Below are 14,085 nucleotides of genomic sequence, written 5' to 3' on the forward strand. Positions count from 1 at the left end.
TGCGATTCGACATGTGCGCGCGGTCTCACCCTGGACTGTGAAGGAATCGGCCGATGCCCAGTCCGTCCCTCAGGCCTTAGCGTGCTGGCGTGTGACCAACCTACCCTTCCTTCGGTCTGCGATTGAACACTTTCTGTACCAGAACGAAGAACAGCGGCACGAAGAGCAGCCCCAGCAATGTTCCTATCAGCATCCCACCGAGCACGCCCGTACCGATGGCACGCTGCGCACCTGAGCCAGCGCCGGTGGCAATGGCCAGGGGAAGCACGCCAAGCCCGAACGCTAGCGACGTCATGATGATGGGGCGCAGACGATCGCGAACCGCATGCAAGGTCGCATCAACGAGCTCAGCCCCCTTCTCCATGTTCTCCTTGGCAAATGCCACGATAAGAATTGCGTTCTTGCTGGTCAGTCCGACCGTAGTCAGCATCGCGACCTGGAAATAGATATCTCGCTCGAGCCCGGCAATCGTGTTGGCCAGCACTGCGCCCAAGATCCCCAAGGGAGCCACAAGCAACACCGCAGTGGGGATGCTCCAGCTTTCATACAGCGCAGCCAGGCACAGGAACACAACGAGCAGCGAAAGAGTGAAAAGCAGCAGAGCCTGCGCCCTAGACTCCCGCTCCTGAACAGCACTTCCAGTCCACTCGACGCTAAAGCCTGCAGGCAGCTGCGCGGCCACCCGCTCGATCTCTGCGATGGCCGCGCCGGAAGCTACACCCGAAGCAGGTTCGCCTTGGATCTCCATTGCAGAGATGCCGCTCTGGCGCTCCAGCCGTGGCGAGGCATGTGACCACTCAGCCGTCGCAAATGAAGCAAATGGCACCATGTCGCCCTTGTCATTCTTCGCCGACCAACGATTGAAGTCCTCCGGCTTCATGCGGAACGGAGCATCAGCTTGGACATAAACGCGCTTTGTTCGGCCACGATCAACGAAGTCGGCCACATAGCGGCCGCCCCATGCCGCACTGAGGGTAGAAAGCGCCGCGGCCGGATCCAGGCCTTGGGCGTGCGCGCGGGCAGCATCCACCTTGATCTTCAACGTAGGCATGTCGTCCATGCCGTTGGCGCGCATCCTCGCAAGCTTCGGACTCTTAGCGCTATCGGCAAGGAGTTGATCTCGTGCCTCGGCCAGCGCTTCATGCCCTTGGCCGGCGTCGTCCTTTAGGAAGAAGCTGAAGCCGGAGACCGTGCCCAACCCAGGTACCGGTGGCGGAGACAGAACATGCATACTGGCGTCACCGTGCGCGGCAAGAGCCTCCGAAGCCCTGGCAACAATAGCCTCGGCCGAGTCTGAGGCCGAACGTTCAGACCAATCCTTCAGACGAAGGAATGCCAGCCCTGAGTTCTGTCCCATGCCCGCGTAGTTGTAGCCGGCCACAGTGAACATCGACTCTACGACCTTGTCCTTCTCCAAGAAGTAGTCCTCGACGAAGGCCAGGGCCTCCTCTGTCCTGGAGAGCGTTGCTCCAGGCGGCGTTTGTACCAGGACTACCAACGTGCCTTGGTCTTCATTAGGCAGGAAGGAGCTGGGAAGGCGTACAAATAGCACTCCCATCGCCAGTACCAGGCCCGCGAACACAAGCATGACTCGCCACGGACGCTTCAGGATTCCCTTCACTCCACCCTGGTAGCTGCCGCCGGCCTGATCAAACCTCCTGTTGAAGCGACTAAAGAAGCGCCCCACTCGCCCACCGTGTGAGGCGTGGGCCTGGCCTTTCTGAAGCGGTTTAAGCAGCGTCGCGCACAGAGCCGGAGTCAGTACGATGGCCACGATCACAGATAGCGCCATAGCCGCAACGATTGTGGCCGAGAACTGACGATAGATGACCCCAGTCGCGCCACCCATGAAAGCCATAGGCACAAAGACGGCCGACAGGACAACACCAATGCCCACCAGCGCCCCGGTGATCTGATCCATGGACTTGCGGGTGGCCTCGAGGGGCGACAGGCCCTCCTCGGCCATGATTCGCTCCACGTTCTCAACCACGACAATGGCGTCGTCGACCAGCAAACCGATCGCGAGAACCATGGCAAACATGGTCAGCATATTGATGGAGAACCCCAGCGCCGCCAGTATCCCAAACGTGCCCAGCAGCACCACAGGCACTGCAATGGTCGGGATCAGCGTCGCGCGGAAATTCTGCAGGAACAGGTACATCACCACAAACACCAGCACGATTGCCTCAAGCAGCGTCTTCACCACTCCCTTGATCGACAGCCGTACAAAAGGCGTGGTGTCGTACGGTACGACGGCCTTCAGCCCGGAGGGCATACCTGGACCAAGTGCGGCCACAGCGTCATCCACCGCAGCCCGCGTTTCCAGTGCATTGGCTCCGGGCGACAGCGAGATGCCGATACCCGCCGCCGGCTTACCATTGAGCCTATTCCCGAAGTCATAGCTCTCTGCACCTAGCTCAACTCGAGCGACATCCCCCAGCCGCAGCAGGCCACCATGCTCTTCGCCGCGGACGATGACCTGAGCAAACTGCTCAGCGGTTCGCATTGGCGAAGCACCTTCGATGAAGGCACTCAGCTCCTGGGTTTCGATGGCGGGTGCGCCACCAAGCTCACCCAGCGGCAACTGAAGGTTCTCTGCACCGATAGCCTTCACCAGCTCGTCGGTAGACAGCTTGTAGCGATCCATCTTCACCGGGTCGAGCCAAATTCGCATGGCGTACTTACCACCGAACTCTCGCACCTGACCGACGCCGGGAACGCGGCGAATGGTGTCCACCACAGTTGATCCCACGTAGTCCGCAACATCGGCCGCGCTCATGCGTCCGTCTTCAGAGACGAATGCAAGCATCTGCAAGTAACCGCCACTGGACTTAGTTACTGCCAGGCCACGACGCTGAAGCGCCTCCGGCAGGGATGGCATGGCCAGCTGGAGGCGTGCCTGGACCTGAGTCTGGGCCTGATCCAGATCTACACCATTGCGAAACACCACATTGATCATGGCGTAGCCGCCGTAGGAGTAGCTCTGCGAGGAAAAGTGCAGCATCCCGTCCAGACCACCCAACTGCTGCTCCACGACCTGGACTACGGTTTCCTCAATGACACTGGCTGAAGCGCCTGGATAGATGCCTGTGATGGTGATCGTCGGCGGAGCGACGTCGGGGTACATGGATACTGGCATCCGCAGCATGGCCAGACCGCCAGCCAACATGATCAGCAACGCAATGACCCAAGCGAAGATGGGCCGATCGATGAAGAACCTCGCCACTCAGACCCCCTGATCGCGATTAGCACGACCGCTAGGGCTGATAGCAGCGGACGCCTTGGAAGCTTCAACTGGCGTTACCTTCATACCCGCTTTCAACTTATGCAGGCCCTGGACTACGATCCGATCACCGGCCCGAAGTCCGTCTTCCACCAACCAACGCTCACCCAAAGCGCGCCCCAGGCGGACCTGCCTCACCTCTACAAGCCCCTCGTTGTCGACGACCATCACATTCGTCTGGCCCGTGGTATCGCGAGTGACGCCCTTCATCGGCACCAGCAAAGCATTGCGACGCTCACCCGCTCCGATCTTCGCCGTCACATACATGCCCGGGAGAAGCACGCCGTCTGGATTGGCTACACGAACGCGGAGTCCATACGTACCAGTGGCCGGATCGACACTCACGTCGGAGAACTGCAATGTCCCAGACTGTTCAAGTGCGCTGCCGTCCTCAAGCGTGATGGTGACTCCAATCTCACGGTTGTCATTGAGACGACCATCTGTGATGTCGCGCCGCAGCTGCAGCCACTCCGCAGAAGATTGCGAGAGATCGACGTGCATCGGATCCAGGCCGCGCACGGTTGTCAGCGCGTCGGCCTGGTGGGCAGTCACAAGTGCACCTTCGGTCACATGTGAGCGCCCGATACGGCCGCTAATGGGTGCAACGATTCTGGCATGCCCAAGCGCGACTCGGGCCGTCTGCAGAGACGCCGTAGCCATCTTGATATCTGCCTCCGACCGTTGATAGGCAGCTACAGCTCGCTCCTTCTCCTGCTGGCTCACAACCTGCAGGGTGGCAAGCTCGCCCAACCGACGGGCTTCCTGGCGTGCGGCACTACACGTTGCATAGGCGTAGCTCAAACGAGCCTCTGCGTCGTCACGATTCGCCTGCAAGCGAGCATCGTCGATCTGGTAGAGCGGCTGCCCCTCCCGAACCAGACTCCCTTCTTCAAACAGCCGGCGAGCGACAATCCCATCAACCTGAGGGCGTACTTCAGCCTCCTGCGTTGCCACAGCCCTGCCTGGCAGCGCGACGCGCAGCTCGGCGACCTCCGGCATCAGCGTCTGAACCTGAACCTGGGCGGGCTTGTCGGGACTTTCAGGGACAGTGGGGGTGCAGGCGGCGACGCCCGTAAACAACGCGATCGCTGTCGCGCGCTTGAGCAAGGAATTCACGGGACACTCCTGGATGAATGGCAGGGGATTCCCCTAGGCGAGCTAGAGAGGGGAAACAGCCTGCAATTCAACTCGGCTCGGCATCAGTTGCCCATACAACAAGTTTCAAAAGTCCGTCCCTAGGTGAATGCGGTTCAGCGCAGGGTCGGGCCAGCTGAGCTGCCCACCCAGGCTTGGTTGATAGCCCAGCGCAGGCAGGTGACTCTATCCAAGTGCCCCCAACAGCCTCCGAATGACGTTTTCGGACCGAGCGCAGCCTTCGAAGAACTACATAGCCCAAGGAGAACCGGTGCGCCCTGGACGGCTTCAAAATGGGCCAGTGAGCCACGGGGCCTGAAGCTCACAGGGTCACTCCGCTCTCAAGTGTGATTCATATCGCACATGTGGCCGCACAACATCCTTCAAGCAGATCCTAGCGCTCAGCTGGCGCTTGACGTCCGAAGTTGCGACTGATCCCTTACGAAAAGTGTTCACCACGCTCTTTCGAGAGGAGAGTGCAATGCTGTCTGCAGATAAGGACACGGGGTTCGGTAGGGGCAAGATCCCCTGCCCGCTTTCTATGCTGGTCGTTCCCGATATCGATTTCCCGTTTGACAAAGCGGTAGAGCGCCCAGACAGCAAAGCCCTTCAGCTGCATGTGCTTGATTGGGGTCAACGGCACGGCCTCATCGGGCGCCGTGGTGCACACCGACTTCGGACCACCCCACTACTGGAGCTTGGCACCGCACTATGCGGCCAAGCGCCCTCAGAGAGAGCCCAGGTACTGCTCTGCTGGTATCTATGGGCTCTCACGCTGGATGATCGCATCGACGATGGGCCTTGGGCGGAGAACGGAGTTCTAGAGCGCTTCATTACGGAGATTGAGGCCATTACCTGTAGTGACAATGCTTCCCTGCGCCAACCACATGCCACTGATGATCCGATGCTTGCGGTCTTTGCCGGTCATCTCTGGCCGCTCACCAGAGACTGGAGCAACGCTCTCTGGCAAAGCAGACTGCGTGAGCACTTGATACTCCATCTACGTGCCCAGGCAGCGCTGGTGCGCGCAAGGCAGGATGAAGCCACAATTTGTCTTGATGACTATCTGCCTTTGAGACGTCACTCATTCGGCGCGCTGTTCTTTTTCGATTTGGTCGATGCCGCCGAGAGCGTCGACCCCTTCACGCATCCCGCTTCCGCTGCGAGCTGGGCCTCACTGCGCGAGATGGCCGCCGACATCATCGCGTGGACGAACGATATCCATTCCATTGCCAAGGACGTGGTCTGCGGAGAAAGGTGCAATCTTGTTTCCATCCTCGCCGAGCGCTCAAATGATGATTGGTCAGGCGCAATCGAGTCCGCCCATCGGATGGTGCAGACATCGGTCGCTGAGTTCGCAGCAGCTGCCACGGCACTTGAGAGCACCGGAGCTACACCAGCGAGCAGTCCCGATCGACTGCGGAACATAGTGCGCGCCTCTGCGGACTGGCATCGAAGGGTCTCGCGGTACCATCTGCGCTCCACCGATGCTCAAGCAGCATTCCCTGGATCGGTTGACCTGCGCCAGGCACCACCGACCCTGAAATCACGTCAATTTGAAATTGACCCCTACCCCTTGTATGAGCAGCTGAGGAAAGCTCTACCGATCGTGTATGACGAGCCGACCGATGTTTGGCTGGTAAGCAAGCACATAGATGTCAAGGCAGCCCTGACTCATCCAGGAGTGAGTAGCCGCAATTACAACTGGCAGATAGGACCGTTGCTGGGCCACACCCTAGTTGCTATGGATGGCTGCGAGCATGCCGCCCACAGAGCCCTGCTGAGCCCAGCCTTCCGCGCCAAAGCGATGGTTGTTCTGGAGCAATCCATTGTCTCAGTAGCTTCAGACCTGCTGGCAGCTTTGGCGGGTAGGCCAAGGGCCGAACTGGTCTCCGAGTTCACTGCAGCTCTGCCCGTACGGGTGATGGCCGGGGCACTCGGCCTTCCCGCTGACACGCCTGCGGAAGTGGCGCGACTGAAAGACTGGTGTGCGATCGGGTTCGCCTACATGGGCAACTATCGACAGGATCCGGCCTTGCTCACCGGCGGGCTGTCCAATAGGGACAGCTTCTACGACTTCATACAGCCACATATTGACGCTCGTAAGATCAAACCTGCGGATGACCTGATATCGCTTCTTCTGGCCGCAAAGATCGATGATCAACCTCTGCCGGAATCGTTCGTGCGTGCCTACTGCGCGATCCTGATGACAGCTGGAAGTGAAACCAGCCATGGAGCTCTGGCCAATCTGATCGTCAATTTGCTGTCCGAGCCAGGCCTAAAGAGGGCAGTACTGGCCAATCCTGGGCTGATGGATAGCGCCCTCACTGAGACCCTCAGACGCAATCCACCTCTGCAGCTTCTGCTACGTGAGACGACCGAGGCGCTCGAGCTTCCATCCGGAACGATACCAGCACAGTCGACATTTGCATGCCTGATCGGTTCGGCCAATCGTGATCCGGAGCAGTTCGAGAGACCCGATGCTTTCGACATCGCCCGTACCAATCAGGCCACGAGTCACTTCGCCTTTGGCGCCGGTCGTCACTTCTGTCTGGGATCAATCCTGGCGCGCAAAGAGATCACCATCGGCGCAAACATGCTGCTAAAGGCCTTCCCCAATCTTCGTTGGGCGCCTGGCTTTCAACCAACTGAGCGTGGATTCCTCAATCGCTGTCCTGATCGCCTGGAGGTTCAATTGTGAATACTGACGCACCGCCCGTGCCTGCTGGCTACGCCACTAGCTTCCTCGGCGACCATCAAGAGGGCCAGCTAGAGCGCCTTCGAACTCTTGAGCGCGCATTTGATCCCCTAAGTCAAGCCGCCATTGGCCAGATCGACCTCGGTCACTCACCCTCGATACTGGACCTGGGTGCAGGTGCCGGATCGTTCGCCACCTGGCTGATTGCGCAGCACCCCGACGCGGCGGTGACTGCCACCGACATAGATACCCGCTTCCTGACCGCCATCCCGGGCGTTCGCACCCTGCAACATGATGTCGTTACCGAAGATTTCCCTGTTGGAACCTTTGACCTCGTGCACGCAAGAGCCCTGCTCTGCCACCTACCCCAACGACACGAAGTTCTAGTACGAGCCGCAAGGTGGGTTAAGCCTGGAGGCTGGCTGCTGATCGAGGACGTGAGCGTACGACCGAGCCTCCGCACCGCTCAACCAGTCTTTGGCAAGGTGGCCCGAGCGGGGTTGGCACTTCTAGAGCGGTCCGTTGGAACCGATCTGCTCTGGGCCGACACACTTCCAAGTCGACTGCAGGCAATGGGTCTTTCAAGCGTTGGGTACCTGAGCCATGAAGGGAACATTGGCGACGGAAGTGCAGCCGATGCGTTCTGGGCGGCGACTACCGCCCAGGCGGCCCCTGCCCTGCTGAAGCTTGAGCTCGTTACAGAGGGAGACCTCAACTCAATGGCTGAGCTGCGTGCGAGCCCTGATTTTTCCGAACCGGCCCTCAACTTCGTCAGTGCGTGGGGACAAGTCCCCCTCCGCGAGTCAGTTCAGCACTGACGCGGTAGGTACGCAGCACAGAAGCCACTCGCATTACATGCGCAAGTCGACAGGAAACGAAACGATGAACAATGATGTTGTGCTTGTTGACGAATATGACAGAGCTATCGGCATCTGCGACAAGCGCAGCGCACATCTTGGGAACGGTCAGCTGCATCGGGCATTCTCTGTACATCTGGTTGACAGCGCAGGCCGCCACCTGATTCAGCGTCGCGCCTCGGCGAAGATGCTTTGGCCCGGATACTGGTCAAACGCCTGCTGTAGCCACCCTGCACCTGGCGAGGCGATCATCGACGCGGCAGAGCGTCGGCTACGCGAGGAGCTTGGCATTCAGGCGCCCTGCCGGCGCCTCTACAGCTTTGAGTACCAGGCCAGTTTCGGATCAATCGGCGCCGAGCATGAGCTGTGCCACGTGTTGGTCGCCCAATCTGATGACCCTGTTCGCCGGGCCATTGATGAGATATCCGAACTGCGATGGCTTGAGCGCCATGAGGTGACACGCCTACTCTCGGAGACGCCAGGCGCATTCACGCCATGGTTCCGAATGCAGTGGAGCCACCTTTCGGAAGCGCACAGCGGATTCGATGCAGCAAGATCGCACGCAACGGCCGGAACAGCTCAAGAGGGACCCTAGATGCAAGCTAGAGGGCGCTCCCTACCGCTTGACCAGCCAACTGCCAGTCACCGCTCCCTTCTATGGGCACTGCTCCTCTAGATCGCTTGATGCTTACACATCCTCTCCACAGGGACTAGCAGCCCTCAACGAATGGACGATGCCGTAGTCATTAGGGCGATCGATATCACTGCCTCTGGCCAATTGGCAGTCTGCCTCGCGCCCTGAGCAATCTTCCCATCGATGGGGGGCTACCCACCACTGCTCCACTAGACGGGCAGATCACCTGGAATCAGCGGCGCCCATTCTTGTTCCTGAAATGTCCGCCACACCCTGCCCCCGATCCACAATTTCTAGAATTTCTAGTCCCAACGCGACGCGCTCAACCGTAGGATTTGCGTGGTTGGTCAGAATGACTACGCCAACATGTCGCGATGGTACAAAGGCCACGTAGGTGCCAAACCCTCCCGTCCCGCCGGTCTTATTGATGATCACCTCAGCGCGCTTGCTGAGACCCGCCCTGGTGGAATTTACTTTTTGATCTATGAGCGAGAACCCAGGAGCTGAGCCGTCCAAGATGATGCGGGGGTCGATCGGATACTGATAGCTCTCCCATATCAATCCCTGCATCATCGAGCCCACCGCGAAATAAGGCCGTTGAGTGTCCAGCAACGCTTGGTCGAGCAACCTGTCCCGGGTCGCCGGCTCAATGTTCTGCTCCAGAAAAGCCAACAAATCCCGAGCACTGGAACGTACTCCATAAGCCTCTTCCGCAAACGGGCCGTCCTCCAAACGAACCGGCTCGCCCTTGGCGTTGTACCCTTGCGCGTAGAGCGCCGCCCTGGCATCAGGGATCTCCAACCAAGTGTTGCTGAGCCCCAGCTTTGGAAAAAGCTCATTCTGCATCGCCGACCTGTAAGAGGTCTTCATTGCGCTTGCAGTCGCCACACCCAACAAGGCGATGGAAGGATTGGCGTAGCTTCGCACCGAGCCACCCTCATACTTGGGCTGCCAGTGCATGTAGTAGTCCATGGCGCCAGCATTGTCCAAGCCCGCTGGGAACTGCAGGGGGAAGCCGCCCGCACTATGCGTTCCCAGCTGCCAAAGCGGCACTCTCCCAACTGCAGCGGAAGCAAGACCCGGCAGGTGGAGCGCCACAGGGTCATCGAGCGACAGCTTCCTTTTCCTGGCAGCGTAGGCCGCCAACGTAGCGCTGAAAGTCTTGCTGACCGAACCCACCTCAAACAGGGTGTCCGGTGAGACCGCCACCTGCGTGGAAACAGATGCCACACCATAGCTGAGGTACTGCTGATGCCCATTCCGAACGAAGGCAACCGAGATGCCAGGAATCTTGTACTTGGCTTTGAAAGCCTCAACCTTTGCGCTGATCTCATTCAGCTCTTCACGAGATGCATCGGAGCAATCCAACGGCTCAGCCGCCTGCGCAGGCAGGGCGATCAAGCACACGCAAACAGCGGTGATCGCGAGTAGGGACTGTACGCTCATGGTGGACCTGCTGACCGACCCTGAAAGCTAATCCGGCTTACAGCCGGACCACAAGAGCTAATTGCGACAGATCATGGCAAGTCAAGCCAAGCCTCCCCGGATACATCGGCACCCACTCGCAGGGTAAGTCACAAGCTTGGGGGAGCCTTCGCCCTGTGCCTCCTGCATTACTCAAGCCGTTTATGCCAGCAACAGGGGAGCGCAGCAGCGAGTGCGGACCCGAACACGCCTAAAGCCAGGCCCCACAATGACTCAACCTTCAAGTTCGCCTAGATCAATGACTTCAGCTCTACCCTTTCCAAGTATGGCCACAAGCAAGTTGCCACCGGCAACTCTTCGCCCCACCCGCTTGTTCAGCCATGCAGCCTGAAGTCGGGCTGCAGAAAAGACATCTGATAGCTCAAAGCTATCGCTCCTCCCCTCCAGTGGCTCACCCGGCGAGGCTATTCCGCCGGCTAGAGGTTGCACCACTGCGGGATTACCCCCCTCGCTCTTCGCGTAAGCGGTAGCCTCGAACCGCCCACTGGCAGGCGACCATCCACCGAGTACCAGCTCGGTGTGAAGCAAGGAAGGAGGGAGGCCTGCATCCAGGGCCGCACGCTCGTAGTCCGGCCAAAGCCGATCAATCACCAGCCCTAGCTCACGCATCAGCTGCTCCATGGTGAAATCGCTTCGGAAGCTAGCCTGCAGACAGAGCTCGTAGATCCGCAGGAAGAACTGAGTCGACCCTCGGGTAGCCAACACCAGGTTGTGCTGGGGGATCAGCAGCAACTTAGCCCCCGCAGACGCAGCACCCGAGAACGCGTCCTCAGCAAGCGTGTCGACCGCCACAAGCAGTTGGTCGGGACGCATCAGAACGTTAAGAATGCTCATAGCGCGCGGATGTAATGGACTGCTGCGAACTATGTCCTGTCCGTCCCGGGCTGTCCATGATCTAGCCCGCCATCCGCCTACAGACAAGTGGGGCTTCGGCCTGAACCCCGTTGCGGCGCCGCGCGCCCGCGGGAACAGTCTGACTGTACCGCAGTCACCCACTACGCAGATGTCGCAAATGACTCTTTAACCCCCCTAGTCCAACCGCTAGGCTCGGGCGCCCCGGGAATTGGACTATCGATGAAGACGCCTATTTGCGTCCTCCTTATCGACACCCCGGCCTTCGCGTCTATGCCTGCAGGCGCGATGTCAACCATGCTCACGCCGAACCAGACGTTCAATCTCGGCTTCCCTCAGCATCTGATGCATGGCGCAAGCCACGCGAGGCAACCGATCCGCCTTGCGATACAACACACAACTAACCTACGACGCTTCCGACATGTCCCCAATGGCAAAAGCAGATACTCAACAGAACGGCACCACTACTAAGGACTTTCATCTCTCGTCCCGGCGCGAGGTCGCAACAGCGACATTGGCAGACCTGATCGATGCACTGAACATCGAAGTCGCAAAGGAAAATGGTGAACTGATCACAACTAGGTCGCTGAAACGAGTCTTGGAGCTCGTTCAGTCTTCGATCGGCGTGACAGTACCCGGCAACGATAAGTTAGTACCGCTGCCAGTGCTGAAGACCATTCGCGTGCTCTTCCTTGCTGACCACAATCACCCAAAGAACGTACTACGCCTGCTGGCGCCACCGCAGCCAGGCGGGCTGGCCTCGATGGAGTTCAGCACCGCCACTACAACACCACGTGACACGGACGCCTATGCGTTGATTCAGACCATCTGCGAATCGCTTGCAGAGGAGATCGAACCGTCCAGGCTACGTACGCTCTCACACATGCTCTCCCGTAGGGACAAGCACTCTTTGGCAGAAGAGCTGCTTCTCCACGTGGAGCGCACCAATGACGAGGTATCCGAGATCCTGAACAGCGCTTTTGGCACGGACGAGGCACTGCTCACCAGCGCGTTCAGCTCGCTAGCTACACCGCTTGATAGGTTCCGTGTCGAACTGATGGAAGGGATGGCTCCAACAGCTATCGAAGCGATGTATATCTATCTGCAGACCCTGCCATTCCGGCACTTCATCCAGCACTACCCAAAGCACCTGGAGGCCACACGCATTCGTGGTGAGATCGGGAGCATCGAGGACGATGCAGAGCGCTTCTGCGAGGTAGCAGCCCAGGGTGCCCAGCATCACCATGGACCGGCTAGCCGTGCGTTCTCAGTCAGTACATTCCACCACCTTCTGCTAGAGCACCCGGAAGAGATGTGTGAGCTGGTCCAGAAGGCCACTGGCATCCCAACGACAGTCAGGCAGCTCCAAAGCCATCGTGACCGGGTCAGACCGTTACTGATCTCGTACGCCTATCGCTCATTCGACTGCACTGATCCGGACGCTACGGTGCTTTCCGTCTACGACGTAGTGGCTGCATTCTGCTCCTTCCGCTACCAGCAGGAGTGCGGACAAGACTACAAGCCTTACTGGCACGGTCAGACTGATCAAGGAAAAAATCCCCAGCGCCTGTTCGACAAGGGTCTGAGTGATGAGCAGCCCTATCAACATCAAGGCGTGATGCAGATCTACTTGAATCGGTTCTACGAGTATCGGGCAGCCTTCACGGGCACAATCGGCAGCTACCGTGCCTGGATGGGCTATCAGGTAGCTGCACTGGGCGCCTATCAGTCGGTATTGGACCTGAAGGACATAGCCTCAATCACCACTGGGCTGAATGCACTGAACTTCTACTGCTTGAGCCTAGCCAAGGACTTGGTCATCGACCACTACCGACTTGACTAGTACCGGTGACGCTCGGATCTGACGGACTGCAGTGGAGGGATAGCAGCTTAGCAAGGCCCTCCTATGGGCGCCATCAGCGCCAATCCTCCTCTTGATTCCCCCAAGAGCTTGCGAAGAGTTACCGGCGTGACCAACCGGGACTCTTCGTTGGCTTAAACGAGGAGACCGTGATCACGACACATCACGGCACACCTGCTGCAACCCGGTCCTGACCAACGCCTTACGGGCGACCTTCGGTCGGGGTTCTGCGGACCCCGGGGCTTGCCTGGCCCAGGGGCGCTATGAACCGCGGTGCCGCGGTAGTCGTCGCGTCGCTCAGACTCCCGACCCGTTGCCGCTGTTCAAGCGTTACCGCAGCCGCGCTCGATGTCGGCTATGATAGTCCTACCCAGTGCACCCGCGAGTACGCGCGTGCATTCGGTTTGCCGCCCTCGCAGGATGCGGCGCGCATAGTGGCACGCCGGCGTGGCTAAGAGGCCCCGGAATCCGCTTTCGGCCACAAGCAGCCGTACGCCTCGACCTATCCTGCCGAACCGCCAAGTGAGTTCGGCGTGGATGAGCTAGTTCTCAGTCCAGGTGCCAATTCGACAGTTTACCGGCTCTTCCTTATCAACCACGTAGCGGCCCCAATTGCGAAGGCCTAGGCTGAGCTGGTTGTTAAATTCACTCACTCCGACTACTAGGTAGGATTTGCCGTCCAATTGGCCCGGCATAAGAAGCAGGTCATCTACTTGAAGTTCGGATGCGAGCATTCTCTCAATCACAATGCGCTCCTTTCCGTCGCTGCTCATTGCACGAACATGGATCCGCTCGCGACATTCCGGGCATTTCCATTCGCTTGCGACATCGTCAAGGGAACGCTCCTGCTCACAATCAGGGCACCAGTACTTCTCAACCGCCAGGCGATTGATTCCGCGCATAGAACGCATAAGTCTCCAATTTGGGCTTCCAGCCCTGACACTCTCTGATCATAAAGTGACTGGGCTTGGCTAACAAGCCAGCGGGCTGACGGGTCGCGCATCAACCTGTCCGCGTACCGCCATCCGACAGCATCGTTCACTTTCGTACTTGAAAGTGACAACCAATGCTCGGGCCCTTCTGCTCCTCTCATCGAAGCGCAGAACGGAGCGGATCATTGACAGAGCCGTCAGCAACTAGCCGAAGGAAGTCTAGCCAAGTCGATCAAGTCCAGGTGGAATTTCAGTTCATCTGGGAACGAATGCAGATAGACCTTCGCCTGTTCTGCATGAGTCGGTCATCGACCACTTTCTATTGGATCAGCAATTTCTTACATCACCA

General features: G+C 58.9%; 8 protein-coding genes and 1 pseudogene. 5 read left to right on the forward strand and 4 right to left on the reverse strand.

All coding sequences use genetic code 11. From position 1 onward, the window contains the following. Nucleotides 1–100: 100 nt before the first annotated feature. Together C1931_RS12025 and C1931_RS12030 are read right to left on the reverse strand one after the other, a co-directional pair. Nucleotides 101–3,226: an efflux RND transporter permease subunit gene (locus C1931_RS12025; protein WP_108756521.1), complete on the reverse strand. Its 3,126-nt coding sequence runs from the start codon at nt 3,224–3,226 to the stop codon at nt 101–103. Beyond that, entirely contained in the window at nt 3,227–4,399 is a 1,173-nt protein-coding gene (locus C1931_RS12030; protein ID WP_159095488.1) for an efflux RND transporter periplasmic adaptor subunit, read from the reverse strand. A 499-nt stretch (nt 4,400–4,898) separates the two neighbouring features. On the opposite strand from C1931_RS12030, the gene C1931_RS12035 reads away from it, so the two are divergent. The 3 genes from C1931_RS12035 (at nt 4,899) to idi (ending at nt 8,567) form a co-directional block, all read left to right on the forward strand. Beyond that, entirely contained in the window at nt 4,899–7,118 is a 2,220-nt protein-coding gene (locus tag C1931_RS12035; RefSeq protein ID WP_108756523.1) for a cytochrome P450, read from the forward strand. Continuing rightward, nucleotides 7,115–7,933 (forward strand): class I SAM-dependent methyltransferase, encoded by an 819-nt coding sequence (locus C1931_RS12040; RefSeq protein ID WP_108756524.1) that lies wholly within the window; start codon nt 7,115–7,117, stop codon nt 7,931–7,933. Before C1931_RS12035 ends, C1931_RS12040 begins: the two co-directional genes overlap by 4 nt. A 64-nt stretch (nt 7,934–7,997) precedes the next feature. Next, nucleotides 7,998–8,567 (forward strand): isopentenyl-diphosphate Delta-isomerase, encoded by a 570-nt coding sequence (gene idi / locus C1931_RS12045; protein ID WP_108756525.1) that lies wholly within the window; start codon nt 7,998–8,000, stop codon nt 8,565–8,567. Nucleotides 8,568–8,828: 261 nt separating this feature from the next. On the opposite strand, the gene ampC is transcribed toward idi, so the two are convergent. Beyond that, nucleotides 8,829–10,052, reverse strand: coding sequence for a class C beta-lactamase (gene ampC, locus C1931_RS12050; RefSeq protein ID WP_108756526.1), 1,224 nt, complete (start codon nt 10,050–10,052; stop codon nt 8,829–8,831). 252 nt (nt 10,053–10,304) lie between these two features. Beyond that, nucleotides 10,305–10,925: a hypothetical protein gene (locus C1931_RS12055; protein WP_108756527.1), complete on the reverse strand. Its 621-nt coding sequence runs from the start codon at nt 10,923–10,925 to the stop codon at nt 10,305–10,307. A 367-nt stretch (nt 10,926–11,292) separates the two neighbouring features. Here C1931_RS12055 and C1931_RS12060 point away from each other — a divergent pair, with 367 nt between their 5' ends. Both C1931_RS12060 and C1931_RS12065 read left to right on the forward strand, forming a co-directional pair. After that, nucleotides 11,293–12,786, forward strand: a complete 1,494-nt coding sequence (locus C1931_RS12060; protein WP_159095489.1) for a hypothetical protein — start codon at nt 11,293–11,295, stop codon at nt 12,784–12,786. A 341-nt stretch (nt 12,787–13,127) separates the two neighbouring features. Beyond that, a pseudogene (locus tag C1931_RS12065) lies at nt 13,128–13,259 on the forward strand (AraC family transcriptional regulator); the annotation flags it as partial. Nucleotides 13,260–14,085 lie beyond the last annotated feature (826 nt).

This window comes from Stenotrophomonas sp. YAU14A_MKIMI4_1, assembly GCF_003086855.1.
GTDB lineage: Bacteria > Pseudomonadota > Gammaproteobacteria > Xanthomonadales > Xanthomonadaceae > Stenotrophomonas.

Bases quoted from the DNA above. Each gene is read 5' to 3' on its own strand.
- C1931_RS12060 (WP_159095489.1), top strand. From the start codon at position 11,293: ATGGCGCAAGCCACGCGAGGCAACCGATCCGCCTTGCGATACAACACA.
- C1931_RS12035 (WP_108756523.1), top strand. From the start codon at position 4,899: ATGCTGTCTGCAGATAAGGACACGGGGTTCGGTAGGGGCAAGATCCCC.
- idi (WP_108756525.1), top strand. From the start codon at position 7,998: ATGAACAATGATGTTGTGCTTGTTGACGAATATGACAGAGCTATCGGC.
- C1931_RS12055 (WP_108756527.1), bottom strand. From the start codon at position 10,925: ATGAGCATTCTTAACGTTCTGATGCGTCCCGACCAACTGCTTGTGGCG.
- ampC (WP_108756526.1), bottom strand. From the start codon at position 10,052: ATGAGCGTACAGTCCCTACTCGCGATCACCGCTGTTTGCGTGTGCTTG.